Raw genomic sequence first — 26,698 nt, 5'->3', positions numbered from 1 at the left:
GCGACGATCCGCTGGGTTACTCCGCCCATTCCATGTCGCCAGTGAAGATGATGGTGAGCCACCGGTCCGGGCTGTCCGGCCCGATGGCGCTGCCGATGGCGTCGCGCATGGCGTCCCACTCCGTGATGGCGCGCGCCGGCGCGTCGGCGGGGACGATGAAGTACAGCTCGATCTGCTGTGCCCGCCCCACCTTCGCGACATAGGCCCTGAAGGACCTGAAGCCGTAGGTCGCCATCGCCTTGCGGGCGACCTCGTCCACGTGCGCCTTCAGGTCGCTCGGGGTCACCAGCAGGATGTCGGCCAGCGCCTGCTTCACCGTGCCCACCGGCAGCGGGATGAGGACGAGGCAGACCACCGCCAGCACCGCCGGGTCCACATAAGGCGCGAGCCAGCCGTAGGTCGTGCCCTCGATGGCCGCGCCGATGGTGAAGGCCACCAGCAGCGCCAGGGTGATGCCCCCCGACATGACCCAGGCCCGCGCGTCGAGGGCAATGAAGTCGGAGCGGATGCTGCGGTTTGCCCGCATCTCCAGCACCGCCGCCAGCGCGCAGGCGAGCACCGTCACCACCGCATAGACGATGGCGAAGCCGAACTCGAGCGGACGCCCGCCGTCCAGGAGCAGGCTCACCGCATTGAAGAAGGCATAGGCGGAAACGCCCATCAGCAGGATGCCGTTGAGCCCGAGCACCATGGGCTCCAGATGCCAGAAACCCACCGTGAACCGATCCCGCAGCCGCTTCGAGGCGGCGGCGGCATCGGTATAGGAGCGGATCAGGTTCACCACGGTGAGGGCGAGCAGGCTCATGCTCGCGTCGATCAGCGAATAGACGCCGTCGAACAGGATCGAGAAGGAGCCGGACAGGAGCCCGAACCCGACGCCGAAGGTCGAAATGACGATGGTGACGGCGATGGACATGCGCAGCACGCCGCATTCGTCGCCGAGATCGAAGATCGTCTTCAGGGACCGCATGATCGCTCCGTCCGGCTGGCACCGTGCCTGCCGGACTTTCAGCATCCGGCGCGCCGGGGAGCAAGGCCGGGCCGCCCGCCCTGCCGCGCGCAAAAGAAAAGGGCCGGCATTTGCCGGCCCCTTCCGTGTTCGACGGACGATCGCGGGAAGCGATCAGTCCTCCTTGGTCTCTTCGGCGCGCTGCTTGAGAGCGGCGCCCAGGATGTCGCCGAGCGAAGCGCCCGAATCCTGCGAGCCGAACTGCGCCACGGCCTCACGCTCCTCGGCGATCTCCATCGCCTTGATGGAGACCTGCACCTTGCGCGCCTTGCGGTCGAACAGGGTGACGCGGGCATCCAGCTTGTCGCCCACCGAGAAGCGCTCGGGGCGCTGGTCGTTGCGGTCGCGGGCGAGCTCGGAGCGCTTGATGAAGGCCGACAGGTCGGTGCCGGTGAGCTTCACCTCGATGCCGCCGTCCTTCACGTCGGAGACTTCGCAGGTCACGACGGCGCCCTTGCGGACATCGCCAGCCTCGGCGAAGGGATCGCCGGCGAGCTGCTTGATGCCGAGCGAGATGCGCTCCTTCTCGACGTCCACGTCGAGCACCACGGCCTTCACCATGTCGCCCTTGCGGTACTCGTCGATGACCTGCTCGCCGGGACGGTTCCAGTCGAGGTCGGAGAGATGGACCATGCCGTCCACGTCGCCGTCGAGGCCCAGGAACAGACCGAACTCGGTCTTGTTCTTGACCTCGCCCTCGACCACCGCGCCGGGGGCATACTTCTCGGCGAAGGCCTCCCAGGGGTTCTGGAGGGTCTGCTTGAGGCCGAGGGAGATGCGGCGCTTGGCCGAATCCACTTCCAGCACCTGCACTTCCACTTCCTGGGAGGTGGAAACGATCTTGCCGGGGTGGACGTTCTTCTTGGTCCACGACATCTCGGAGACGTGGATGAGGCCCTCGATGCCGGGCTCCAGCTCCACGAACGCGCCGTAGTCGGTGATGTTGGTGACGCGACCCTTGAAGCGGGCCTCCACCGGATACTTGGCCTCGATGCCCTCCCAGGGATCGCCCAGGAGCTGCTTCATGCCGAGCGAGATGCGGTGGGTCTCGTGGTTGATCTTGATGATCTTGACCTTGACGGTCTGGCCAATGGACAGAACCTCGGTCGGGTGGTTCACGCGGCGCCACGCGATGTCGGTGACGTGCAGCAGGCCGTCGATGCCGCCCAGGTCAACGAACGCACCGTAATCGGTGATGTTCTTGACCACGCCCTCGATGGCCTGACCCTCTTCGAGGTTCTGCACCAGCTCGTGGCGCTGCTCGGCGCGGGTCTCTTCCAGCACGGTGCGGCGGGAGACCACGATGTTGCCGCGGCGGCGGTCCATCTTGAGGATCTGGAAGGGCTGCTGATTGTGCATCAGCGGGGCCACGTCGCGGATCGGGCGGATGTCGACCTGGGAGCGCGGCAGGAACGCCACGGCGCCGTCGAGATCCACGGTGAAGCCACCCTTCACCTGGTTGAAGATCACGCCGAAGACCTTCTCGTTGGCGGTGAACGCCTTCTCGAGCTTGACCCAGCTCTCCTCGCGGCGCGCCTTGTCGCGCGAGAGAACGGCCTCGCCCATCGCGTTCTCGACGCGCTCGAGATAGACCTCGACCTCGTCACCGACCTTGATGGGGGTGTCGCGGCCGGGGCCGGCGAACTCGCGCAGGGCCACGCGGCCTTCGGTCTTCAGGCCGATATCGATGATCGCCAGATCCTTCTCGATGGCGACCACGATGCCCTTGACGACCGAGCCTTCGGCGGGCTCGGCGCGGCCAAAGCTCTCGTCCAGCAGGGCGGCGAAATCTTCACGGGTGGTTTCTACGGCGGACATTCACACTCCAGATCTTTTGCGCCAGCGGCTCGCGTTGCGAGGCCCGTACCGAACGGGTGTCCCGTCGTTCTCCTTGCGGATGAACGCCAGGACGGCCGCCGACGTTCCATCGGCGGGCCGGCGCTGAAGCCGAGCGGTACAGGCAATGATTGAATGACGGCCCATCCGGGCCAGGGACCGAAGCGCGCTCAGCGAAAGCCTGGGCGGGGAGCCTCCGACCATCAGGGCGCGTATCCCGCGGACCCTGCCCCACCCGGGCGGCTCCCCGCCTTGGGGAGCGCAGCCTCGAATGCCGGTCACTTAATGGAAAGCGCGCCCCATTGCAAGGGTGCCCCGGCCCGGACGGCTCCGGGCAAAGAAAAACCGCCGCGCCCGGGAGCGCGGCGGCATCGCGAAACGGAAATCCGACGGAAGATCAGCCGGCGCAGGCTTCCAGCACGTCGTCGAAGGTGCGCAGGCCGGCGCGGGGCGAGTTCACGAGAACCGCCATGTTGCCGGGGGCGTGCTTGTTCTGCCACATCTTGGTGTGCGCCTCGGGGATGCGATCCCAGGGGAACACTTCCGACATGCAGGGGTCCACGCGCCGGTCGACAATGAACTCATTGGCGGCGGAGGCCTGCTTCAGATGGGCGAAGTGCGAGCCCTGGATACGCTTCTGGCGCATCCACACGTAGCGGGCGTCGAAAGTGATGTTGAAGCCGGTGGTGCCGGCGCAGAACACGATCATGCCGCCGCGCTTGCCCACCAGGGTGGAAACCGGGAAGGTGGTCTCGCCCGGATGCTCGAACACGATGTCCACGTCGCGCTTGCCGGTGATGTCCCAGATGGCCTTGCCGAACTTGCGCGCTTCCTTCAGCCAATCGGCATATTCGGGCGAGTTCACCTTGGGGAGCTGGCCCCAGCACTTGAACTCCTTGCGGTTGATGACGCCCTTCGCGCCGAGGCCGAGCACGTAGTCGCGCTTCGACTCGTCCGAGATGACGCCGATCACATGCGCGCCGGAGGCCGCCGCAAGCTGCACGCCGAACACGCCGAGGCCGCCCGAGGCGCCCCACACCAGCACGTAGTCGCCCGGCTTCACGGTGTGCGGCGGGTGGCCGAACAGCATGCGGTAGGCGGTGGCGAGGGTGAGCGTGTAGCAGGCGCTCTCCTCCCAGGTGAGGTGCTTGGGCCGGCGCATGAGCTGGCGCGCCTGCACCCGGCAGAACTGGGCGAAGGAGCCGTCCGGCGTCTCATAGCCCCAGATGCGCTGGGTGGGGGAGAACATCGGGTCGCCGCCGTTGCACTCCTCGTCGTCGCCGTCGTCCTGGTTGCAGTGCACCACGACCTCGTCGCCGACCTTCCAGCGCTTCACCTTGGAGCCCACCGCCCAGACGATGCCCGAGGCGTCGGAGCCGGCGATGTGGTAGGGCACCTTGTGCACGTCGAACACGGAGATGGGCTCGCCGAGGCCGGCCCAGATGCCGTTGTAGTTCACGCCGGCGGCCATGACGAACACGAGCACATCGTTCTCGCCCAGCTCCCAGGTGGGCACCACCTCGAGCTGGAACGACTGCTCCGGAGGGCCGTGCCGATCACGGCGGATGGCCCAGGCATACATCTTCGAGGGCACATGCCCGAGCGGGGGAATCTCGCCCAGCTCGTAGAGATCCTTCACCGCCGCATCACCCGCAGCTGCCGTCTGGCCCATAGCGTCCCGTCCTCTCATCTCGACCGGCAGCGGACTCTTCGGTCACGTCCGCCGGCACCCCTATCGCGATGCAAACTAGCAGAGAAGGATTTCAAGTCGATAGTCCCCGCCTGTTGAACCTTGTATCTATCCGTTGTCACAATATGGCGTGCCGGCGCGCCGCCCTTGAACGAGAACCCCCTGGACAAGGCCAACGCGAGGCCCCATGCCGTTGAGGCTGGCGCCTTCGCGCCTGCGAAGGCACGAGGAGAGGGTGAGGGATATGGGCATCTTGTGGATGATCATCGTCGGCGCCGTCGCCGGCTTCCTCGCGGGGCAGGTCTTCCGCGGCTACGGCTTCGGCTTCGTGGGCAACGTGGCCGTGGGCATCGTGGGCGCGCTCATCGGCGGCTTCCTGTTCGGCAATGTGTTCCTGGTGGGCGGGCTCGTGGGCCAGATCATCTCGGCCACCATCGGCGCGGTGATTCTGCTGTTCGTCATCTCGCTGGTGAAGCGCTAGCGCAGCCCTGCCCGGCAGGGCCCCACGCCGACGGCGTCGATGGGAAAAATTCCCGTCGACGCAACCTTCATCGCGACGCACAATCGCGCGTCTCACAAAGATACGAACAACGGGGATTGAAGGATGGTGGTCCGCGACAAGCCTTGGCTCTTCCGCACCTATGCGGGGCATTCGACCGCGTCGGAGTCGAACAAGCTCTACCGCTCGAATCTCGCCAAGGGCCAGACGGGCCTGTCCGTCGCCTTCGACCTGCCGACCCAGACCGGCTACGACAGCGACCATCCCCTCGCCCGCGGCGAGGTGGGCAAGGTGGGCGTGCCCATCTCCCACCTCGGCGACATGCGCACCCTGTTCGCGGACATCCCGCTCGCGAACATGAACACCTCCATGACCATCAACGCCTGTGCGGCGTGGCTCCTGTCGCTCTACATCGCGACCGCCGACGAGCAGGGCGCGGACCGCACCAAGCTCCAGGGCACCACGCAGAACGACATCATCAAGGAATACCTCTCGCGCGGCACCTATGTGTTCCCGCCCGCGCCCTCCATGCGCCTCACCAAGGACACCATCATCTTCACCACCGGCAATTTGCCCAAGTGGAACCCGATGAACGTGTGCTCCTACCACCTGCAGGAAGCCGGCGCGACGCCGGTGCAGGAGCTGGCCTTCGCGCTCGCCAACGCCATCGCCATCCTCGACACCGTGAAGAAGTCCGGCGAGGCGGAAGGCCCCGTGTTCGGCGATGTGGTGGGCCGCATCTCCTTCTTCGTGAACGCCGGCATGCGGTTCATCACCGAGATGTGCAAGATGCGCGCGTTCGTGGATCTTTGGGACGAGATCTGCGTCAACCGCTACGGCATCACCGACGCCAAGCAGAAGCTGTTCCGCTACGGCGTGCAGGTGAACTCCCTCGGCCTCACCGAGCAGCAGCCGGAGAACAACGTCTACCGCATCCTGCTGGAGATGCTGGCCGTCACCCTCTCCAAGAGGGCCCGCGCCCGCGCCGTGCAGCTTCCCGCCTGGAACGAGGCGCTGGGCCTGCCGCGCTCGTTCGACCAGCAATGGTCGCTGCGCATGCAGCAGGTGGTGGCCTATGAGACCGACCTGCTCGAATATGGCGACATCTTCGACGGCTCCGTGGAGATCGACCGCAAGGTGGAGGAGCTGAAGGAGGAGGCGCGCGCCGAACTGGCCCGCATCGAGGCCATGGGCGGCGCGGTCGCGGCCATCGAGAATTCCTACATGAAGCAGGCGCTGGTGGAATCCAACACCCGCCGCCTCGAGAATATCGAGCGCGGCGACCAGGTGGTGGTGGGCGTCAACCGCTGGACCGAGAGCGAGCCCTCGCCCCTCACGACCGGCGAAGGCGCCATCCTCACCGTGCCTGAAGGCGTGGAGGCCGAGCAGATCGCCCGCCTTCAGGCCTGGCGCGAGGCCCGCGACGGCAAGGCGGTGGCCGCCGCGCTGGCGGACCTCAAGAGCGCGGCCCAGGAAGGCCGCAACATCATGGAGCCCTCCATCGTCTGCGCCAAGGCCGGCGTCACCACCGGCGAGTGGGGCACCTGCCTGCGCGAGGTGTTCGGCGAATATCGCGCGCCCACCGGCGTCGGCCGCGCCGCGCGCGTGGACACCCAGGGCCTGGACGAAGTGCGCAACGCGGTGGACGCCGTCTCCGAGAAGCTCGGCCGCCGGCTCAAGTTCCTGGTGGGCAAGCCGGGCCTCGACGGCCACTCCAACGGCGCCGAGCAGATCGCCGTGCGCGCCCGCGACTGCGGCATGGAAGTGGTCTATGAGGGCATCCGCCTGACCCCCGCCGAGATCGTGAACGCCGCCCTCGAGGAGAGCGTGCACGTGGTGGGCCTCTCCATCCTCTCCGGCTCCCACGTGCCGCTGGTGCGCGACGTGATGGACCGCATGCGGGCCGAGGGCCTCACCGACATTCCGGTGGTGGTGGGCGGCATCATCCCGCCGGAGGACGAGGCCCAGCTCAAGGGCTTCGGCGTGGCGGCGGTCTATACGCCGAAGAACTTCGAGCTGAACCGCATCATGGCCGACATCGTCACCATCGTGGACGGCGGCACCAAGAAAGCGGCCTGAGCCCGCGACGCGGTGGAGGCGTCCGGCCTTCCACCGCGTCCAACGCACCTCGGCGGCCGTGCCGCGAGAGGTCGCAAAGACGGCACATGCTCCACCGGGGCGGAACCCGTCCCCCAAACGCGCAACTCCCCAAGGCCGTGGCCCAAGGCCGTGGCCCAAGAGCATGGCCCCCAAGGGCATGCGCGCGAAAACGCGCGAGCGCGGCTCCACCTACCCGTCTCACATCTCCTGTCCTCGGCCCGCGAACGCGCGGGGGCTCGGCACGCTCTGCATGGGCCAAAAATCGGGGCGGAGATACGCAATCTGATAAGCGGGACGGTTTGGTTCGCTGCTACCGGCACCGCAGCATTCCCTTCCGCCTCCCGAGATCGCCATGGACCTTCTGATCCAGCTTGCCACCTCCAGCGTCATCGCCGTCATCGTCCTGCTGTTCGCGATCCAGGTGGCGGCGCGGGAGGCGGGGCTGTGGCTCGGCAGCCGCCGGCACCTGCTGGGCACCGCCGAGCGGGACAACGTCGGCGTGCTGGTGGGGAGCATGCTGGCCCTGCTGGCCTTCGTCCTCGCCCTCACCCTGTCCTTCGCCAACGGCCGCTTTCAGGAGCGCCGCGCCGAGATCGAACGGGAAGCCAGCGCCATCAGCTCGTCCTGGACGCGGGCGCAGGCCATCGGCGCCCCCCAAAGCCTGGAGATCGCAAGGCTGCTGGCGGAATATGCGGAGCTGCGCAAGTCGTTTGTCGAGGCCCCGCCCGATGCCGCCGCCCTGGCGCCGATCAATGCGCGGAGCGACGCCATCCAGGCGCGGATCCTGGAACACCTCACCGCGCTGCTGCGCGAGCGGACCGACCCGGCCGTGGTGTCCCTGATGAACAGCCTGGACGACGCCTTCGGCGCCACCACCCGGACACGCTTCGCCTTCACCTCGCACATGCCGGCACAGCTGTTCTGGCTGCTGATCGGCATGTCGGTGTCCACCATGGCGGCGCTGGGCTACCAGATCGGCCTGCGCGGCCAGAAAATGCGCGTGCTGTCGCTGCTGCTGACGGCCATGTGGACCATGGTCATCACCGACATCCTCGATCTCAGCTCGGCGCGTGTCGGCAACCTGCGCAACGACACCACCGTATTCGACTGGACCCTGGAGTCGTTTCGCACGGAGAACCCCGGCCCCGCCCAGCCGCCCGCGCATTGACCGGAACGCGCGCCGCTCACGGCCCCGGCGCGCGCCCGCTCACCACCGTGCGGATGGCGAAGGACGACTGGATGCGCGCCACCCCCGGCAGGCGCGAGAGCACCTCCTTGTGCAGGCGCTCGTAATCCGCCGCGTTCTTCACCTCGATCTTCAGGATGTAGTCGGCGAGCCCGGTCATGAGGTAGCAGTCTGCCACCTCCGGGCAGCGGCGCACCGCTGCCTCGAAGCGGTTCAGGAACTCCTCCGTCTGCCGGTCGAGGGTGATCTGGGTGATGACCACCAGCCTGTCGTCCGCCCCCGCGCGGGCGACGAGGGCGGCATAGCCCCGGATGACGCCGCTGCGTTCCAGCTGCCGCGTGCGCCGCAGGCAGGCGGAGGGCGAAAGGCCCACCTGCGCCGCGAGGTCCGCATTGGAGATGCGGCCGTCGCCCCGCAGAACCCGAATGATGCGCTCGTCCGCGTCGTCGAGGGTCGGCATAGGCAGGATCTTCCGCAAAACGGCAGAAAATTGCAATGCCGCCGCCTGCCCGCGCAACTCCTGCCGCCGATTCGTGTGAAATGCCGCGTCGCCAAGCGTACACTTTCCATTAATCAGTCAGCTTTGCACCGGTGAGCCATCATGCGGATTCTCATTCTCGGCAGCGGTGTGGTGGGCGTCACGTCCGCGTACTATCTCGCGCAGAAGGGCCATGAGGTGACCGTGCTCGACCGCCAGCCGGCGGCGGGCATGGAAACCTCCTTCGCCAACGCCGGCCAGGTGTCACCCGGCTATTCGGCGCCCTGGGCCGGCCCCGGCATTCCGCTCAAGGCCATGAAGTGGCTCATGATGCGCCACTCCCCGCTGGTGATCCGCCCCGGCCTCGACCCCAGGCTCTATTTCTGGCTGGCGAAGATGCTCGCCAACTGCACGGAGGCCGCCTATCGCCGCAACAAGGCGCGCATGGTGCGCCTCGCCGAGTTCAGCCGCGACGCCCTGCGGGAGCTGCGCGCCGAAACCGGCATCGCCTATGACGAGCGCGCCAAGGGCACGCTGCAGCTGTTCCGCACGCACAAGCAGCTCGACCACGTGGGCGACGACACCGTGGTGCTCGACGCCCACAACGTGCCCTACGAGGTTCTGGACGTGGCTGGCTGCATCGCCGTCGAGCCGGCGCTGGCGCGGGTGCGGGAGAAGTTCGTGGGCGGCCTGCGCCTGCCCGGAGACGAGACCGGCGACGCCCACCTGTTCACCCAGCGCCTCGCCGCCATCGCGCAGAAGCGCGGCGTCTCCTTCCGCTACGGCGTGAGCGTGGAGCATCTGCGCACGGAGGGCGGGCGCATCACCGGCGCGGCGCTGGAGGGCGGGGAGCTGTTGACGGCCGATCTCTACGTGGCGGCCATGGGCAGCTACACGCCGGCGCTGCTGAAGCCGCTCGGCATCGACCTGCCCATCTACCCGGTGAAGGGCTATTCCCTCACCCTGCCCATCACCGATCCGGCGGCGGCGCCCGAATCCACGGTGATGGACGAAACCTACAAGATCGCCATCACCCGCCTCGGCGATCGCATCCGCGTGGGCGGCACGGCGGAGCTGGCGGGCTTCAGCCTGGACCTGCCGGAATCCCGGCGGCGGACCCTCGCCTTCTCCGTGGGCGATCTCTTCCCCGACGGCGGCGATCTCTCCAAGGCCACCTTCTGGACCGGCCTGCGCCCCATGACGCCGGACGGCACGCCCATCGTCGGCCCCACCGCCTATGGGAACCTCTACACCAACACCGGCCACGGCACCCTGGGCTGGACCATGGCCTGCGGTTCCGGCCGCGTGCTGGCGGACCTTATCGGCGGCCAAGCGCCGGACATCGCCTCCGACGACTTCGCCGTCTCGCGTTACGCGGCGGCGGCCTGAGGGTAAACTCAGCCGGGGCTCCGGCGGCCGGAGCCCCATTCGGCGCCCCAGGCCTCGGCCGGGGCGCCCGCCTGCTCCAGCTCGATGGCGAAATCCACGGCGCGCGCGATGATCTGGTCCACGCGCTCGATGCCGCTCACCTGCGCCGCGGGGTCCGGCGCCACTTCCGCCAGCATGTCGCCCGCGCGCAGCTCCCATGGCGACCGCAGCAGGCCGCGCAGCCGCCCGTCGCACGGCGCCACCACCAGCGCCGTGCCCATGAGGCCGATCATCTCCCCCGCCCGCACCCGCTCGCCGATGCTCCGCTCGCTCCGGAAGATGCCGGCGGCCGGCGCGCGCACCGCCGCATCATAGCGCCCGAAGGCGCGCGGGCCGCCCCGCGCCGCCCCCTCCCGCAGCACCGCGCCCGGGTCCGCGCCGCCGATCTCGATCACGAGGTCGCAATCCACCCCCGCCGTGGCGCCCGGCCCGAGCACGATGGTGAGCTCCACATCGCAGCCTTCCGCGCCGCCCTCCCCCGCGCCCCGCGCATCCACCACCACATCCCACGGCCAGCGGCCGATGGCGGCGAGGTCCGGATGGGTGAGGAGCGGCACGAACATGCCGCCCGAAAGGCCGGCGAGCAGGTCGGCATCGCACGTCGCGCGCCGCGCCTCGACACCGCCGAGGGCCGCGACACCGTCCCACCACGCATCCGCGAAGGCCATCTTCCGGCGCAGCACCGGCACCGGCGCCGGCTGGTGGAGCGCCACCGCATGGCCCGAGAGCAGCAGCGTGCGGGCCACCGCCGAGGCCAGCTCGTTCACGCCGCGCACCAGCACGCAGCTCTTGTCGGGCATATCCTCCCCCTGCCGCGGGATGATGCGGGCGCCGATGCGATCCGCCACACCTCCAGCCGTATCGTCCGCAAGCAAAGGTGGTGCCGCTTCAGTCGGCGGCATCGCTCTGCGCGCAGGACGGCACGGCCACGGATCGGAGGACCAGCGCGCGGCTTACGGGCGAGAGGCGATGGCGCGACACCAGCCGCCGCCTTCAAGGCCCGCGCGGTGTCAGGGACGAGCCCGCAGCCCGCCTCCTGCCCTGCCATCGCCGCGCGGAAGAGAAACGCGATGTAAATCGGGCGCCGGCCCACGCAAAAACGGAAGTGGCCGGCCGCTGCGACCCGGCCGGCCACCCCACGGGGCTTACCGCGCGATCAGGCGCTGAGCTCGGCGGCGGTCTTGCCGACCTGGCTCTCGTCCACGGCGTTCAGGATGCCGTGCTCCATGAGCAGGTCTTCGAGCTCGTCCATGGTGATCGGGGTCGGGATGATGCCGTTGCCCTTGTTCTCATGCACCTTTGCGGCGAGGTTGCGGTAGTGCTGGGCCTGCTCGCTTTCGGGCGCATACTCGATGACGGTCATGCGGCGCAGCTCGGCATGCTGCACGATGTTGGCGCGCGGCACGAAGTAGATCAGCTGGGTGCCGAGCTTCTTGGCGAGAGAGTCCGCCAGCTCGTATTCCTTGTCGGTCTGGCGCTCGTTGCACACCAGGCCGCCCAGGCGCACGCCGCCGGAATTGGCGTACTTCAGGATGCCCTTGGAGATGTTGTTGGCCGCGTACATGGCCATCATCTCACCGGACATGACGATGTAGATCTCCTGCGCCTTGTTCTCACGAATGGGCATGGCGAAGCCGCCGCACACCACGTCGCCCAGCACGTCGTAGGAGACGTAGTCGATGTCCTCATAGGCGCCGTTCTCCTCAAGGAAGTTGATGGAGGTGATGACGCCGCGGCCAGCGCAGCCCACACCCGGCTCCGGACCGCCGGACTCCACGCAGCGGATGTCCATGAAGCCCACCTTCATCACGTCCTCGAGTTCCAGGTCCTCCACCGAGCCGGCGTTGGCGGCCAGCGAGAGGATGGTGTCCTGCGCCTTGGCGTGCAGGATCAGGCGGGTGGAGTCGGCCTTGGGGTCGCAGCCGACAATGAGGATCCTCTGGCCCATCTGCGCCAGGGCGCCGAGGGTGTTCTGGGAGGTGGTGGACTTGCCGATGCCGCCCTTCCCGTAGAAAGCGATCTGCCTCAGGGCCATTCTCGTCTCCTGCTTCAAGAGCACCCGCCGCAGCCGGCCACGCTGGCCAGAACAGGGCATCACACGACGAAATGCTGTGATGTTCTTGAGCAAGAGCAATGCCAGGCCGCACCTCTTCTTGTCCCTCGGCATGAGGAACGAGGCCGCTCAATGACATTGTGCATACAAACCAAATGGTTATGCCAACGGGACGGCACGACGATGCGTCATAGCCAGACGCTATGATCTCTTTTTATATGACGATCAGAATGAGCCGCAGCGTCCCCACAGATCGTCCGGCGCCCCTCTTCCCATTGAGATCGTGGAGATTTCCAAGCCAGATCCCGCCCTCGCGGAGCAGCTCGGCCCCATGTCGGCAAGGCACCACATCGCTGGCGATGATTTTCCTCTACGCACCCAGCCATGTCCGAAACCACACACCGCTGTCATAAAGCACACAGCAGAGAATTACGGGACGCAGAGCCTTCCTATACGTCCAGTCCCCGCAAATATGTAATACGACTATATCACGCCACGCGCGCCATGCGCCCATGCCGCCCCCGCGCGCGATATGCTAGGCTCAAGCGGAAGCCAGGGAGCCGGCCGCGCCGCGGAAATGAGGATGGGTTCTGCCACCAAGATCGATGCCATGCTCGCGCTCCGCTCGGAGGGGCGCTTCCTGGTCGGGCGGGACCGTATCGCCATCCTGGAGGCGGTGGCCCGGCACGGCAGCATCACCGAGGCGGCGAAAGCCCTCGGCTTCAGCTACAAGACCGCCTGGGACGCGGTCGCGGCCATCAACAACCTGATGCCGCGCCCCGTGCTCATCGCCAAGGCAGGCGGCAAGCGCGGCGGCGGCGCCACCCTGACCGAGGAAGGCCATCGCCTCATCGCCGCCTTCCGCCGGCTGGAGGAAAAGCTCGCCCGCATCTCCACCCTCATCGCCGAGGAGGGGCTGGACGGCCCCACCGATCTGCTGTTCTGGAGCGTGGCCATGAAGACCAGCGCCCGAAACGTGTTTCACTGCACCGTCACCGACGTGCGCCGCGCACCGGTGAACGTGGAAGTGGTGCTGAAGGTATCGGACGCGCATTCCATCGTCGCCGTCATCACCAATGACAGCGCGGACGACCTGGGCATCACCGTGGGGCGCGAGGTGATGGCGCTGGTGAAGGCCTCGTTCGTGATGCTCGCGCGGCCGGAGCCGAAGCCCCGCCTTTCCACCACCAACCTCATCTGCGGCACGGTGCTCGAGCGCATCGACGGCGGCGTGAACACCGAGATCGTGGTGGACCTCGGCAGCGGCAAGACGCTGACGTCCATTATCACCCGCTCCGGGGCCGACGAACTGGAACTCTCGGCCGGTGCGCAGGTGTGCGCCTTCTTCAATACCTCGCAGGTCATCCTGGCGGTGGACTGAAAGGCCTGCGCGCGGCCTCCGCGCGGTGCCCGGAAACGTGTGCGGCGGACGACGCTACCGCCGCCCGCCGCACATCCGAGGCCGGTTCGAAACAGGCCCGCACCCCACGCCGCGCTTGCGAATTCCCGGAGCCGGAGAGCAAGGATCGCCCCGGGTCCTCGGACAGCACGGCATGATCGGCACGATGCCCGGCCCGGTGGGCCGACCCGGTTTCCACCCCGCCCGCAAACCGAAGAAGCCTCGCCCGTGACGGAACGCCGAGGCCCTGCGCCAACGCGGAGGTCAGGCCGCGAGGTCGCCCATCAGCGTGTCGAACACGGGACGGGGAAGCCGGAAGAAGCCGCGGCCGTTGGCGCGCGCCTGATAGTATTGCGTATAGCCCATATAAAGCTTGTTGTACCACTCACGCGGCGACAAGCTCTCCGGCTTCGCATCGATCGTGAAAATTTCCGCGCTCGGAAGGAAGCGCACATGGATCATCACTTCATCAGCCTTGTCACCAATGGCGACTGTCGGCTCCGTGATCGTCGCGAGAGCGGTCATCATTTAACTCCGGAAGGATTGTAACTTTTTATACGCTATATGAATCGTAATATATTTTACTTATATAACGCGTCAAGCGAGAAATCGCCCCACCTCCACACGGATTTCCGCGCACCAGAAATAAGTCGATCATGAAGGATGCGGCGGCGAGACCACCCTCGCCTTGAACGAGATCAATTTTCGCGAAAGAGGCGCCAGGCTCGCTCCGCCGCGCGCATATCCACCCGCAGCCCGAGCGACATCGCCATGCGCCGGTTCAGGCTTCCCTCGGCACGCCTTCGATGGCCCCGGGACGCCGCGCCCCTCGCACCGCTGCGCTACCGCGAAAGCGCGGGCACGCGCGGGCCGCCGCCCGGCAGCGCCGGCTTGCCGGCGGCGCCAACGGCATCGACGATGGCCCCGCCCAGCTCCTCGGCGAGGCACGCATAGCCCTTGTCGTTCATGTGAAAACGATCCCAGGAGAACAGGCCCTTGAAGCCGGCGGGGTCGTCCGCCGCCCATTGCTTCATCATGCCGTAGCGGCGCAGCAGCGGCGTGCCGTGCTCGGCCGCCGCCTCGTCCACCGCGCTCACGAAATGCTCGTAGCGGCCCACGTCCAGGATCAGAGGGAAATACTGCTGGTCGATCACCACGATCGGGACGCCCGCTGTCGCGGCCGCCTCCAGCCCGCGCCGCACAAGGGCCCCAAGCTTCTCCGGCGTGCCGCCGAAGATCACGTCGTTCGTGCCCACCTGCCAAAGCACCAGATCAGGCTTCTCGCCATGGGCCAGGAATGCCTCCAGCCGCTTCACGGTGGCCGGCGCGCTCTCGCCGGAGACGCCGGCGTTGATGATCTCCACCCGCCCCTCCCCCAGCGCCCCCACCAGAAGGTGAGCGAGCTGGGCGGGATAAGTCGTCTCCGGACGCGATGCACCGACGCCGGCGGTGCTCGACGAGCCGATCGCGAGGATGCGCAGAGGCACTCCTGCCCGCAACCGCTCCGCCGCCTGGCTGCCCAGCACCAGCGCCGGGGTCGGACGCACGCCCGCAGGGCATGCCAGCACCGGCGCAGCGAGCAGAACCACGCCGAACAGGACGAAACCCCGCGCGAAGACCTGCAACACTCCACCTAAGTGGCGCCCTCTGCGCGCTTGCGACGCAGGGTGACACCGATCAGATTCACTGCGATCTGAGTTTGAAGGGAATATTTGAGATGTGGGCACTTGAGGGATCTGCCCCGATCCGAAGAAAGCCCACAAAAGTGGCGGGAGTGACGGGGCTCGAACCCGCGACCTCCGGCGTGACAGGCCGGCGCTCTAACCAACTGAGCTACACCCCCAACCGGCGCCGCGCAATCCGTAGCGCCGTGGAGGAGCTTCTGATAGGGCAGGACCCGCCGCGCCGTCAAGCGAGGTTCCGCGTTTTTGCGACAAGGGTGTGGAGAACTTTGCCGGCATCGCGCGCGGAGCGGTACCAGCACGTGATTTCCAAAAAACACATACCAAGCGCCGCCAGGCCCGGTCGACGGCCACAACACCCCAGCGCGTTTCTCGAGCGCTATCGGATTTACGGCAAAAGATTCGGCGCACCGGGCATTCGCGCGGAAAGGAATGCACATTCGGCCCCGCGCCGCGCCGGCGCCGAGCCCACCCCGATATGCATGGGCCCGCGACCTGGATACGCGGCCGACGCGCGGGCAGGCCTGCGCCACGTGGATGACGCAGCACGGCGCAGAGCGATGAGAGGGCGCGCGCTTTCTCGGGATGACGGCGCAGCGGTTGGAAGCCACATACGGCCACCACCACCCGGGTTCTCAATCTGCTGCCGCAGCGGCTACGGGCAAGCCACGGACTAGCACTACTTTGGCAGATTAACGGATTGATAACGTTAGGGTGGTGAGGTTTGCGCCCGGATTGGAGCGCAGGCCATGGCGAGCTGGGATGAGGCGCTGGGGGAGTTCCTAAAGCCGTTCGTGGCCCTGTTGGGGCACAAGAAGCGGCGGCAGATGTGTCCGCTCTACGTGGCGGGGCTGATTGGTCCGGGCGAGCGCAAGAGCATGCAGCCCATGGCCGAGCGGCTCGAGCCGACACGGTATGACCGCTTCCACCACTTCATCTCGGATGGTCTATGGGACGAGGCCCCCCTTGAAGCGGAACTCGCTCGCGCCGCCGACCGCCTGGTGGGTAGACCCGATGCCATCCTCGTCATCGACGACACCAGCCTGCCCAAGAAGGGCAGCCATTCGGTAGGCGTGGCGCCGCAATACGCCTCCATGCTGGGAAAGCGCGCCAACTGCCAGACTTTGGTCTCCGTGACGCTCGCACGTAACGAGGTCCCTGTCGCTCTGGGCCTGCGGCTGTTCCTGCCTCAGAGCTGGACCGACGATGTCGAACGCATGGTCACCGCCGGTGTACCAGAGCCGTTCCAGGCGCCGCGCTCCAAGCCCGAGATTGCCCTTCAGGAGATCGATCGCGCCAGGGCACAAGGTGTGCGTTTCGGACTGGTCCTGGCCGATGCCGGCTACGGCCTGTCCGCCTCCTTCCGCCAAGGCCTGAGCACGCGCGGTCTCACCTGGGCCGTGGGCATCCCCAAGCACCAGAAAGTCTATGGCGCCGATGTCGCGCTCATCTTCCCCGTTGCCGGGCGCGGTCGGCCCCGCAAGAACCAGATCCCCGATCAGCTCTCCGTGTCCGCCGAGACGGTTCTGGCCGAGGCCCGATGGCGCAAGGTCTCCTGGCGGCGCAGCACCAAGGGTCCATTGAGCGCGCGCTTTGCTGCCTGCCGCATCCGGATCGCCGATGGACCACCCCAGCCCATCCACGACAAAGGCCAGCAGCACATGCCGGGAGAAGAAGCCTGGCTGGTGGGCGAATGGCGCAGCTCGGGCGAGCGCAAATGCTATCTTTCCAATCTGCCGGCCGGAGCCTCCCTGAAAAAGCTCGCCGCCGCCATCAAGGCGCGCTGGGTATGTGAGCAGGCCCACCAGCAGATGAAGGAGGAACTGGGCCTCGACCATTTCGAGGGCCGCTCCTGGCGCGGCCTCCACCGCCACGCCCTGATGATCATGATCGCCTACGCTTTCCTCCAGCATCGGCGCCTGGGCCAGGCCGCAGGAGAAAAAAAGCCTGCGGCAGGGACCGCCCAGACCAACCCTGCCTCAGGTCCGCCGGGCCGTCCTCAAGGCACTCTCCTCAGCATCAACACCGCCAACTTGCCCCCACTGCCGAAGGCCTATCTGGAGGCCACCAATCTGATTCTGCCAAAGTAGTGCTAGGCTCAGGACTCATTGATCAGAGCCAGAAAGCGACGGTTGCGGCGATGCAGATGGCGGAGAAGAAGGTGTGGGCGCATCGGTCGTAGCGGGTGGCGATGCGCCGCCAGTCTTTCAGTTTGGCGAACAGGTTCTCCACCTTATGACGTTGGCGATAAAGGGCCCGATCATAAGGGTAAGGTCGCCTACGGCTTTTCGACGAGGGAATGCAGGTCGCGATGCCCCTGGCTGCGAGGGCTTTGCGGAACCAGCTGCTGTCATAGCCTTTGTCGGCAATGAGGACCTTGGCCGGCGGCAGGACTTCGAGCAGGATGCGCGCCCCCTTGTGGTCGCTCATCTGGCCCTCGGTCAAAAGCATCACGACGGGCCGGCCCCTCTCGTCGCAGACCGTGTGCAGCTTGGAGTTCAGCCCGCCCATGGTGCGCCCGATATGGCGGGGAACAGCCCTTTTTTTATGAGGCTCGCCGCCGTGCGGTGAGCCTTGAGGTGGGTGGCATCGATCATGATGCGTTCCGGTTTGGGACCTTCACCCGTCAGGGCGGCGAAGATCCTGTCAAAGACGCCGAGCCGGCTCCAGCGGATGAAGCGGTTGTAGAGCGTCTTGTGGGGGCCATAGCCCGTGGGCGCATCCTTCCACTGCAGGGCGTGCTTGATCACGTACACGATGCCACTGACCACCCGACGGTCATCGACCCGAGGCACCCCGTGGGACAAAGGAAAGAATGGCGAGATCCGCGCCATCTGCCGCGCGCTCAACAGAAAAAAATCACCCATGCCAGCCTCCTCAGCGGAGGCGTTGAATCACAACTCAATCGAAATTAACAGGTCCTGAGCCTAGGCGGTGTGGACGGATTTGATGAGGATGAATGAGAAGGCGAGCGCGACGATTGCGGCGAAGCCGCGCTCTGTCTTCTCGCAGCGCAGGGCGACGCGCTTGAAACGCTTGAGCTTTCCGAAGCACTGCTCGATGCGGGCCCGGCCCTTGTAGAGCGCCTTCGGGAAGAAGGCGGGACGATCCTTCGCGTTGGATTTGAACGGGATGGCGGGCGCGATGCCGCGCGCTCGGGCCAGCGCCCGGTTGGCCTTGGCGTCATAGCCCTTGTCGGCGAGCGCCGCGCGGGGCTTCACATCGGGACCAAGATCCAGCAGCAGCTTGAACAGCGGGCTGTCGCCGGCCTCGCCGCCGGTCAGGTGGAAGGCGATCGGGTGGCCCTCGAAGTCACTCTTGAGGTGGATCTTAGTGGAGAAGCCGCCGCGTGAGCGCCCGAGGGCGTGGCCTTGCTGCCCCCTTTTGCCCCGGCGGCGGAGACGTGGGCACGCACCACGGTGGAATCGAACATCTGAACCAGATGCGCGGTGCGGCTGAGCGAAGCCAGCGTTTCGAAGAACAGCTCGAACACGCCGGCCTGGCGCAGCCGCCAGAACCGTTTCCAGACGCTGTTCCAGGACCCGAACTCCGCCGGCAGCGCCCGCCAGGAGATGTTGTGCACGGTGAAATAGTGCATGGCTTCGAGGAACTTGCGGTCGTCTCGCCCCTTGTCGCCCCGCCGCGAGCGGCAGGCGTGGAACACATCCAGCGCCACCGCCCAATCCTCGTCCGTCATCCGCGTCAGCATGGTCGACCTCGCCAAAAGCCGACCCTCTATGAATCACCGAAACAGCCGGAAGGGAATCCCCCCGCTTCGACCCCGCCAAATCCGTCCACACCGCCTAGGAGACAGCGGACGAACGCGGCCGGGCTCGAAGCTGTCGCCGCGGCTGTCCCCGTTGATGGGACAGAAATACGTAAGCCACTGAAATTATGGTGGGCAGTGACGGGCGGACACTACGCCACGAACACAAGTGCTTGACACTCAAATAAAAACTGACCTCGCCGAGCGAGACGCTCGGGCTGAATACTACAATAACGTGTAAAAAACTGGAGGTCCCTGTCAACAATTTGCACTTTACGACGTGCCGCGGCGGTCTACATCCGGAACTATAAGGGGGACTGGATGATGCGGGCGGTTACGGCAGTCGCGATCCTCTTTCTAGGCGCAACGGCCGTTGAAGCCCGGGACCGATGGACCGGCGAGTGGGGTGGAGATTGCGGGCAGGACGTCCAGTGTTGGGTGACCATCACGTCTGCTTCGGCCGGCTATGCGATTTCATGGATCGTCGCCGACAGGATGGATGCCAGGAAAATCCTGTGTCGCATTGATGCGAGGACACCAAAGGCATCATGGCGCTTGACGGGAGTAACCGCGGACGGCGCTGCGATGATCGTGACCGGCGGCGGCGCGGCGATCGAAGTGGGCGGCACGGGTGCCGTCGATTGTGCCGGCAAGCGGCGGCAGGTTCCGGGCACCTATTCGGCGTTTGGCGGCCGACCTTTGATGTGCCCCCGCACAACGCCGCGAATCCGAGCCCCGCGCCAAGCGCCGAAAGAGACGACCCGTGCTCTCGCAATTATCGCTCGGCCTGGATCTCGCGCTCGATATCCTCTCCCTTGAAGCCAACCGCCTCGGCTTGCGTGATACCCGGCAAGGCGGCCACGTCGTAGAGTTCCTCGATCGTGTGACGAAAACGCAGCCAGGCGACGATCGAGCCGGAGGCGAGATCCACCGCGATCACGCCGCAGCGGCTCTCCGCACCTTTTTCTTTCAGCCGCTCATCAAGCAAAAGACCTTCGAAGGTCGAGCCATGCCTCGGCCTTGATAGGCCGATCAGCGCATGGCCATCGATGAATGCGAGGCCGCGGGCATAGCCCGGACAGAAGACGGCGGGCTCGAACCGGCCATTTGCCGGATCAAGGAAGCCGAACTCGCCTGTGCCGGAATTGAGCAGCCAGAGCTTGCCGCCGTAAAGACGAGGCGAATGCGGCATGGACAGCCCCGTCGCGGCGATTTCGCCCGAAGCAACGTCGATGACGATGCCACCGGCGCGGCGGTGGTCCCGCCAGCCATCGGCGACGTCCGACTTCGCAACCGCCGTCACGAAAGCCGGCCGGCCACCGGCCTGCATGGCTAGTCCGTTGAGATGGCAGCGATCTTCTGGCAGCAGCGCCGAGATGAAGCGTGGCCGCCAGAGCGGCTGGAACGCGGCACTCTCGCTGATCGTTGCGAGGCAGGAATAGGCGGTATTGACGAAGATCGGCCGCCGGGCCTCATCGACGCCGATATCGTGGATGTCGAGCCGCCCCGTCACCCGGCCCTCGCGCGGCACGAATTTCCGAACGGCACCCGCTACCGTCGTTTCGCCGGGACGTAACGCATTGACGAAGCGCCAGAGCATCGATCTCGCGCTGATCCACACCTCAATACCGTCTGTCCATAGCCCCTGGCAGTGCTCGAGATAGCGCTCGTGCGCGCGGATCGTCCCCTCGGCCTTGCGGCCGATGAAGATCAGCCGGCCTGCCTGATAGGTGGTGAGTGCGAGACTGCCGCCCACGCGAGCCAACCATTCGATGAAGTTCGGCGAGTACATCAGAATTGGACTTCCGCCGTCGGGCGGTAGCGGCTGATCCTCGGGCATGCGCCAATCCTCTTCTCGCGCTCCGCGCGACGCCATCGCATGTCCGGAAGGGATCGAGCAAGAGGGGCGCCAAGACGGGCATGACGGCGCTCGACACAGTCGGTGGAAAAGCCGCGAATCCCCTCCTGAAAGCCTCTCGCTTGATCGCCAGACGAGAGCTGGCCGGCGGGGTCGGGCCTGCCGGGGAAATGTTCTTGAGATTATTATACCGCTATCGTAGAGCTCGCTAAGTCGCAATGCCGCATCGGCCGCCACAAGCGTGTGACCGAGGCATTTGCACGCTTGGGTTTCGCGTCGTTCTTTGGCAGGAAATTGAAATGGCAGCGCAGACATTGAGCGATCTCGATTCGACGGTGACGTTCCTCGAGAACACGGTCAATGCCACGCCACAGCTTTTGGATTCAGCCGTCACCTTCAGCGACCCGAACGGCAGCTTAAACGGCGGCGCGCTCACGGTCTTCGGCGCCCTGGCGGAGGACCGCATCTCCATCCGCGACCAGGGTGCCGGCGCGGGTTTGATCCAGTTCGACAGCTCAACAGGCGCGGTGTCGTACGGAGGCGTACAGATCGGGACGGCGACTGGCGGCAGCGGCACCACATTCAAGGTGACCTTCAACGCCTCGGCCACGGCGACCGCGGCCGAGGCGCTCGTCGAGAACCTGACTTACGCCAATACGTCGGACACGCCCACGGCGAGCCACACACTGAGCGTCCAGGTGGTATCCCAACTGACGGGCACGTCCAATCCCTTAAATAGCGCCAGCTTGGGCGGGACCTATCCGGGCATTGCGCTCGGCGACATCGACCATGACGGTGATATCGACCTCATCGCAGCGCTTTCGAACGGCACCCTTCGCACCCTCACCAATACCGGCACAGCGTCCGCACCAAGCTTCGGCACATCCACGCAAATCGGCACCATCGACGTCGGGTCGTTCGCATCAGCCACCCTCGGCGATCTCGATGGCGACGGTGACCTCGACATCGCCGTGGGGGATCTGGCAGGCGTTCTTTACACGGTCACCAATACCGGCACGGCGACGGCCCCGAGTTTCGCCACGGCCGTATCGCTCGGTATCAGCGGCCTCGGCGGGTATGCGAAGCCGGTCCTCGGCGATCTCGACGGTGACGGCGACCTCGACCTGGTCGTCACAAACAAAACAGGTCAGCTCTTCGCGGTGATGAATGTCGGCTCGGCGACAGCCGCGAGCTTCGGCACCGCCGTGCAAATCGGCACCCCGAATATCGGCCTATTCCTGTCTACCGCCCTCGGCGATCTCGACGGCGACGGCGATCTCGACATCGTTGCGAGCAGCCAGGCGGGCCAAATCTTCGCCATCATGAATGAGGGCTCCGCGACGGCTGCAAGCTTCGGCGCGCCCGTGCAGATCGGCTCCTTTGACGTCGGATCCTTCGGAACGCTCGCGCTCGGCGATCTCGACGGCGACGGCGATCTCGACATCGTCGTGGCCAACCAGTCGGGGCAGCTCTCCACCTTCCTCCGTTCGTCCGCCGAAATCGTGGTCAACGTCACGGCGGAGAATGACACCCCCACTGGCGCGCCGACGGCCACCCTGGCCGCAGGCACCGAGGACACGCCCTACGTCATCCATGCCTCGGATCTGCTTGCCGGGTTCTCCGATGCAGATGGCGACACGCTATCCGTCTCCGGCCTCTCCACCTCCTCGGGCACACTCGTCGATAATGGCGACGGCACCTGGACCCTCACCCCGGCTGCCAACTTCAATGGCGCGGTCACCCTGACCTATGCCGTCACCGATGGTCATGGCGGGACGCTCTCGGGCCAGACCCGAGGCATCACGCTTGCCGCCGTGAACGACGCCCCCACCGGCACACCGACCGCGACGCTCGCTGCCGGCAGCGCAGGTTCTGCCTACGTCATCCACGCCTCCGACCTGCTTGTGGGTTTCTCGGATACCGAAGGCGATACACTCTCCGTCTCCAGCCTCTCCACCTCCGCCGGGACCCTGGTCGACAATGGCGACGGCACCTGGACCCTGACGCCCGCCGCAGGCTTCTCCGGCGCGGTCACGCTGACCTACGCCGTCACCGATGGTCACGGCGGTTCCCTGTCCGGCCAGACCCAATCGCTGACCTTCGCCGCGGTCAACCACGCCCCCACCGGCGCCCCCACCGCGACCCTGGCCGCAGGCGCCGAGGACACGCCCTACGTCATCCATGCGTCCGACCTGCTTGCGGGGTTCTCGGATGCCGATAGCGACACCCTCTCGGTCTCCGGCCTCTCCGCCTCAGCCGGGACGCTGGTCGACAATGGCGACGGCACCTGGACCCTGACCCCGGCGGCCAACTTCAACGGCGCGGTCACCTTGACCTATGCCGTCACAGATGGCCATGGCGGGACGCTCTCGGACCAGACCCGAGGCATCACGCTTGCCGCCGTGAACGACGCCCCCACCGGCGCCCCCACCGCGACCCTGGCCGCAGGCGCCGAGGACACGCCCTACATCATCCATGCGTCCGACCTGCTTGTGGGGTTCTCGGATGCCGATAGCGACACCCTCTCGGTCTCCGGCCTCTCCGCCTCAGCCGGGACGCTGGTCGACAATGGCGACGGCACCTGGACCCTGACCCCGGCGGCCAACTTCAACGGCGCGGTCACCCTGACCTATGCCGTCACAGATGGCCATGGCGGGACGCTCTCGGACCAGACCCGAGGCATCACGCTTGCCGCCGTGAACGACGCCCCCACCGGCGCCCCCACCGCGACCCTGGCCGCAGGCGCCGAGGACACGCCCTACATCATCCATGCGTCCGACCTGCTTGTGGGGTTCTCGGATGCCGATAGCGACACCCTCTCGGTCTCCGGCCTCTCCGCCTCCGCCGGGACGCTGGTCGACAATGGCGACGGCACCTGGATCCTGACCCCGGCGGCCAACTTCAATGGCGCGGTCACCCTGACCTATGCCGTCACAGATGGCCATGGCGGGACGCTCTCGGGCCAGACCCGAGGCATCACGCTTGCCGCCGTGAACGACGCTCCCGCCGGCACACCGACCGCGACCCTGGCCGCAGGCACCGAGGACACGCCCTACGTCATCCATGCGTCCGACCTGCTTGCGGGGTTCTCGGATGCCGATAGCGACACCCTCTCGGTCTCCGGCCTCTCCGCCTCAGCCGGGACGCTGGTCGACAATGGCGACGGCACCTGGACCCTAACCCCCGCGGCCAACTTCACTGGCGCGGTGACCCTGACCTACGCCGTCACAGATGGCCATGGCGGGACGCTCTCGGGCCAGACCCGAGGCATCACGCTTGCCGCCGTGAACGACGCTCCCGCCGGCGCCCCCACTGCGACCCTGGCTGCAGGCACCGAGGACACGCCCTACGTCATCCATGCGTCCGACCTGCTTGCGGGGTTCTCGGATGCCGAAGGCGATACGCTCTCCGTCTCCGGCCTCTCCGCCTCCGCCGGGACCCTGGTCGACAATGGCGACGGCACCTGGACCCTGACGCCCGCCGCAGGCTTCTCCGGCGCGGTGGCGCTCTCTTATGCCGTCACCGATGGTCATGGCGGCACCCTCGCAGGCCAGACCCGCGGCGTCACTTTCGCCTCCACCGTCATACCACCCACCGGCGTGTCCGACACCTTCACCCTGCTCCAGAACGCCAGTGGAGTCGCGCTCGACGTCCTCGCCAATGACGAAGGCGGCGATCCAACCACCCGGCGCATCACCCAGGTCAACGACACCGCCCTCGCCGTCGGTCAGATGATGGCGGTGGCCGGCGGCACGGTCCTGCTCTCCGTCGCCGGCCAGCTCGTCTTCACCCCCGGCACCGATTTCCACGGCTCCACCGCCTTCACTTACGGCTTTACGGATTCCACCGGCGCCACCGGCACCGGCACTGTCACCGGCGCGGTGGTCCGGGCGGACGAGCTCCCTCTCGCCACAGCCGACCACTTCACCCTTGGTTCCAGCGGCAGCTCCGTCGCCATCGACGTGGTGGCCAATGACAGCCATCCCGGCGGCGCCGCTCTCACCATCACCCAAGTCAACGGCCACAATATCGCCGCCGGCCGGAGCGTCGACGTGCGCGGCGGCCAGGTATTGCTCAACGAGCACAACACCCTCGTCTTCACCGCCGATCCCGCTTTCTCCGGGTCGGTCAGCTTCTCCTATACGGCGGTGGACACAAACGGCTTCGGGGCCGAGGCCACCGTCACCTCCTCGGCGGCGCTGGCAACCCTGGCGCCCCAGATCGATGCCGCCCTTGACGCCCATGGCCTGCCCCGCGTGGCCGATCTCGGCGACCTCCTCGCCATCGCCTCAGTTGTGGCGCCCGGCGCGTTCGGCACGGCCGAAACCACCCAGGGCTACCACGCCGGCCCCGGCTACGCCCTCGACCTCGACACCGCAAACGCCAATCCCGATTTGCTCATGCAGGCTTTGCTTGCCATCGTCGGCGCACAGACCTCGGGCACCGGGCATGAGGTGCTCACCGCCGATGCCAGCGGCAGCTGGACAAGCTCCATCGACCAGAGCCTCGTTTTCCAGGCGGCGCTCGCCGACAGCAGCGATCTGGAGCTCGACTTGGGCGCCGACGGCACCAGCGCCCTCAGCCTGCAACCGACCATGAGCGCCTGGTCCAGGGCGTTCGCCCAGCAGATGCTGAGCGCCGATGTGTCGGCCGACTTCGTCACCCAGTCCGACGGCCACGCCCAAGCCTATTCCTATCAGTCAACCGTGGCGGCGGGTTCGCAGCTCTCCGTGGACATCAACGGCCAGACGGCCGGCACCCCCCAGGCCGCCCTTTCGAACCTCTACGGCTTCGTCGATTTCGTCTCCGCCGACGGCCAATCCTCCGTGGAGGTGGCCCGCACCGTCATGGTGGCTCAGACCGCCGGTGGCGCCGATGACCAACACGCCACCGTGACCATGCGCCAGAACGGCGTGCTGCATGTGCAGGTCGAGTTCTACCGGGTAGACGACTATTCCGGCACCATCGACGGCCTGCATCCCGGCGATGCCGGCTATGATGCGGCGAGCCAGGCCCGCGCCTACCAGACGACGGCCGGGGGCACGTGGATCAGCGGTGCCGGCTATGGCGAGCTCAGCACGGCCGAACTCATCGGGATCAATTCCGGTGACCTCGTGGTGATGCGCCTGGAAACCCCCGACCACGACTTCTACGCCTTCGCCGAAGCCAACGAGGTCAGCAACGGCACGCACGTCAACCACATCTGGAACTACGGCCTCAACACCTGGGGGTGGGAAGACCTCTATGGCGGCGGTGACCAGGACTTCAATGACCTCGTCGTCAGGCTCGACTTCAATCAGCAGAACGCATTGAGCGGCGAACTCGTATAACGACCCAGTGTTGAGTCCCAGCATGTCATTGAGGTGGCCCCATTCCGCGGACAGTTTGGCGGCTTCGCTAAGCGTGGTTCTGGTGTTTGTTACGCCGCCATGTTGATGCCGTCGCAGGCCATGTGGACCTCGTCCGGCGTTTTGCCGCCGAGGGCCGAGTGGGGCCTCGCGCGATTGTAGGAGGTGACCCAGCGGCCAATCCCGGCCGGGGCCTCGGAGCCGGGCTCGAAGGCGTTGAGGTAGATGCACTCGTATTTCAGCGACCGCCGGAGGCATTCGATGAACACGTTGTCCATCCACCGGCCGCGGCCATCCATGGAGATCCGCACGCCGGCCTCCAGCAGCACCTGGGTGAAGCGCGGGCTGGTGACGTTGCCCCCCTGG

At 66.6% G+C, this 26,698-nt stretch carries 18 protein-coding genes, 1 tRNA gene and 2 pseudogenes; 7 read left to right on the top strand and 14 right to left on the bottom strand.

Annotated elements, in window-relative coordinates:
• Positions 1-16 precede the first annotated feature (16 nt).
• The 3 genes from V5F75_RS10165 to ccrA form a co-directional block, all read right to left on the bottom strand.
• On the bottom strand, positions 17-970 hold the full coding sequence (locus tag V5F75_RS10165; protein ID WP_394036466.1) for a cation diffusion facilitator family transporter: 954 nt from the start codon (positions 968-970) through the stop codon (positions 17-19).
• Positions 971-1,123: 153 nt separating this feature from the next.
• A complete protein-coding gene (gene rpsA, locus V5F75_RS10160; RefSeq protein WP_394036464.1) occupies positions 1,124-2,827 on the bottom strand; it encodes a 30S ribosomal protein S1 in 1,704 nt (567 codons plus the stop codon).
• Positions 2,828-3,242: 415 nt separating this feature from the next.
• Complete coding sequence (gene ccrA, locus V5F75_RS10155; protein WP_394036462.1) at positions 3,243-4,517, bottom strand: crotonyl-CoA carboxylase/reductase; 1,275 nt, start codon at positions 4,515-4,517, stop codon at positions 3,243-3,245.
• A gap of 262 nt (positions 4,518-4,779) precedes the next feature.
• On the opposite strand from ccrA, the gene V5F75_RS10150 reads away from it, so the two are divergent.
• The 3 genes from V5F75_RS10150 (at position 4,780) to V5F75_RS10140 (ending at position 8,302) form a co-directional block, all read left to right on the top strand.
• Positions 4,780-5,016, top strand: a complete 237-nt coding sequence (locus V5F75_RS10150) for a GlsB/YeaQ/YmgE family stress response membrane protein (protein ID WP_394036460.1) — start codon at positions 4,780-4,782, stop codon at positions 5,014-5,016.
• Between the two features lie 123 nt (positions 5,017-5,139).
• Positions 5,140-7,113: a methylmalonyl-CoA mutase family protein gene (locus tag V5F75_RS10145; RefSeq protein ID WP_394036458.1), complete on the top strand. Its 1,974-nt coding sequence runs from the start codon at positions 5,140-5,142 to the stop codon at positions 7,111-7,113.
• A 373-nt stretch (positions 7,114-7,486) separates the two neighbouring features.
• The gene (locus V5F75_RS10140) at positions 7,487-8,302 is read left to right on the top strand and encodes a hypothetical protein (RefSeq protein ID WP_394036456.1); all 816 of its coding nucleotides are present in this window, start codon (positions 7,487-7,489) and stop codon (positions 8,300-8,302) included.
• A gap of 16 nt (positions 8,303-8,318) precedes the next feature.
• On the opposite strand, the gene V5F75_RS10135 is transcribed toward V5F75_RS10140, so the two are convergent.
• Positions 8,319-8,780 (bottom strand): Lrp/AsnC family transcriptional regulator, encoded by a 462-nt coding sequence (locus tag V5F75_RS10135; protein WP_394036454.1) that lies wholly within the window; start codon positions 8,778-8,780, stop codon positions 8,319-8,321.
• Between the two features lie 141 nt (positions 8,781-8,921).
• On the opposite strand from V5F75_RS10135, the gene V5F75_RS10130 reads away from it, so the two are divergent.
• Positions 8,922-10,187, top strand: coding sequence for a D-amino acid dehydrogenase (locus tag V5F75_RS10130; RefSeq protein WP_394036452.1), 1,266 nt, complete (start codon positions 8,922-8,924; stop codon positions 10,185-10,187).
• Positions 10,188-10,195: 8 nt separating this feature from the next.
• Here V5F75_RS10130 and V5F75_RS10125 read toward each other — a convergent pair whose 3' ends face one another.
• Positions 10,196-11,026 (bottom strand): hypothetical protein, encoded by an 831-nt coding sequence (locus V5F75_RS10125; protein ID WP_394036450.1) that lies wholly within the window; start codon positions 11,024-11,026, stop codon positions 10,196-10,198.
• Positions 11,027-11,382: 356 nt separating this feature from the next.
• Positions 11,383-12,261, bottom strand: a complete 879-nt coding sequence (gene nifH / locus V5F75_RS10120; protein WP_394036448.1) for a nitrogenase iron protein — start codon at positions 12,259-12,261, stop codon at positions 11,383-11,385.
• Between the two features lie 601 nt (positions 12,262-12,862).
• Here nifH and V5F75_RS10115 point away from each other — a divergent pair.
• Entirely contained in the window at positions 12,863-13,660 is a 798-nt protein-coding gene (locus V5F75_RS10115) for a TOBE domain-containing protein (protein WP_394036446.1), read from the top strand.
• Between the two features lie 282 nt (positions 13,661-13,942).
• Here V5F75_RS10115 and V5F75_RS10110 read toward each other — a convergent pair whose 3' ends face one another.
• The 3 genes from V5F75_RS10110 to V5F75_RS10100 form a co-directional block, all read right to left on the bottom strand.
• Entirely contained in the window at positions 13,943-14,206 is a 264-nt protein-coding gene (locus V5F75_RS10110) for a hypothetical protein (RefSeq protein WP_394036444.1), read from the bottom strand.
• A gap of 314 nt (positions 14,207-14,520) precedes the next feature.
• A complete protein-coding gene (locus V5F75_RS10105) occupies positions 14,521-15,303 on the bottom strand; it encodes an SGNH/GDSL hydrolase family protein (protein WP_394036442.1) in 783 nt (260 codons plus the stop codon).
• Between the two features lie 141 nt (positions 15,304-15,444).
• Positions 15,445-15,521: transfer RNA gene (locus V5F75_RS10100), tRNA-Asp, on the bottom strand.
• Between the two features lie 588 nt (positions 15,522-16,109).
• Between V5F75_RS10100 and V5F75_RS10095 the strand changes: the two genes are divergently transcribed.
• Entirely contained in the window at positions 16,110-17,450 is a 1,341-nt protein-coding gene (locus V5F75_RS10095; protein WP_394036440.1) for an IS701 family transposase, read from the top strand.
• Between the two features lie 22 nt (positions 17,451-17,472).
• Here V5F75_RS10095 and V5F75_RS10090 read toward each other — a convergent pair.
• From V5F75_RS10090 to V5F75_RS10075, 4 genes and pseudogenes are all read right to left on the bottom strand, one after another.
• Positions 17,473-18,227 (bottom strand): IS5 family transposase gene (locus V5F75_RS10090; RefSeq protein ID WP_394036438.1). Its coding sequence is split into 2 segments (ribosomal slippage): positions 17,473-17,894 and positions 17,894-18,227, totalling 756 coding nucleotides; the frame shifts between segments, so codons are not numbered across the junction.
• 60 nt (positions 18,228-18,287) lie between these two features.
• Positions 18,288-18,875: an IS5 family transposase gene (locus V5F75_RS10085; protein WP_509212174.1), complete on the bottom strand. Its 588-nt coding sequence runs from the start codon at positions 18,873-18,875 to the stop codon at positions 18,288-18,290.
• Positions 18,854-19,057: pseudogene (locus V5F75_RS10080) on the bottom strand (transposase); the annotation flags it as partial. The gene V5F75_RS10085 and the pseudogene V5F75_RS10080, both read right to left, overlap by 22 nt.
• An 844-nt stretch (positions 19,058-19,901) precedes the next feature.
• Positions 19,902-20,966: a TIGR03032 family protein gene (locus V5F75_RS10075; protein ID WP_394038123.1), complete on the bottom strand. Its 1,065-nt coding sequence runs from the start codon at positions 20,964-20,966 to the stop codon at positions 19,902-19,904.
• 317 nt (positions 20,967-21,283) lie between these two features.
• On the opposite strand from V5F75_RS10075, the gene V5F75_RS10070 reads away from it, so the two are divergent.
• Positions 21,284-26,314, top strand: a complete 5,031-nt coding sequence (locus V5F75_RS10070; protein ID WP_509212168.1) for a cadherin-like domain-containing protein — start codon at positions 21,284-21,286, stop codon at positions 26,312-26,314.
• A gap of 89 nt (positions 26,315-26,403) precedes the next feature.
• On the opposite strand, the pseudogene V5F75_RS10065 reads toward V5F75_RS10070, so the two are convergent.
• Positions 26,404-26,697 (bottom strand): annotated as a pseudogene (locus tag V5F75_RS10065) (integrase core domain-containing protein); the annotation flags it as partial.
• Position 26,698 lies beyond the last annotated feature (1 nt).

Origin of the sequence: Xanthobacter albus (genome assembly GCF_043194895.2) — a bacterium.
Classification (GTDB): domain Bacteria; phylum Pseudomonadota; class Alphaproteobacteria; order Rhizobiales; family Xanthobacteraceae; genus Xanthobacter.
The sequence above is the reverse complement of the archived record's forward strand: the minus strand, read 5'-3'. Positions and strand labels throughout refer to the sequence as shown.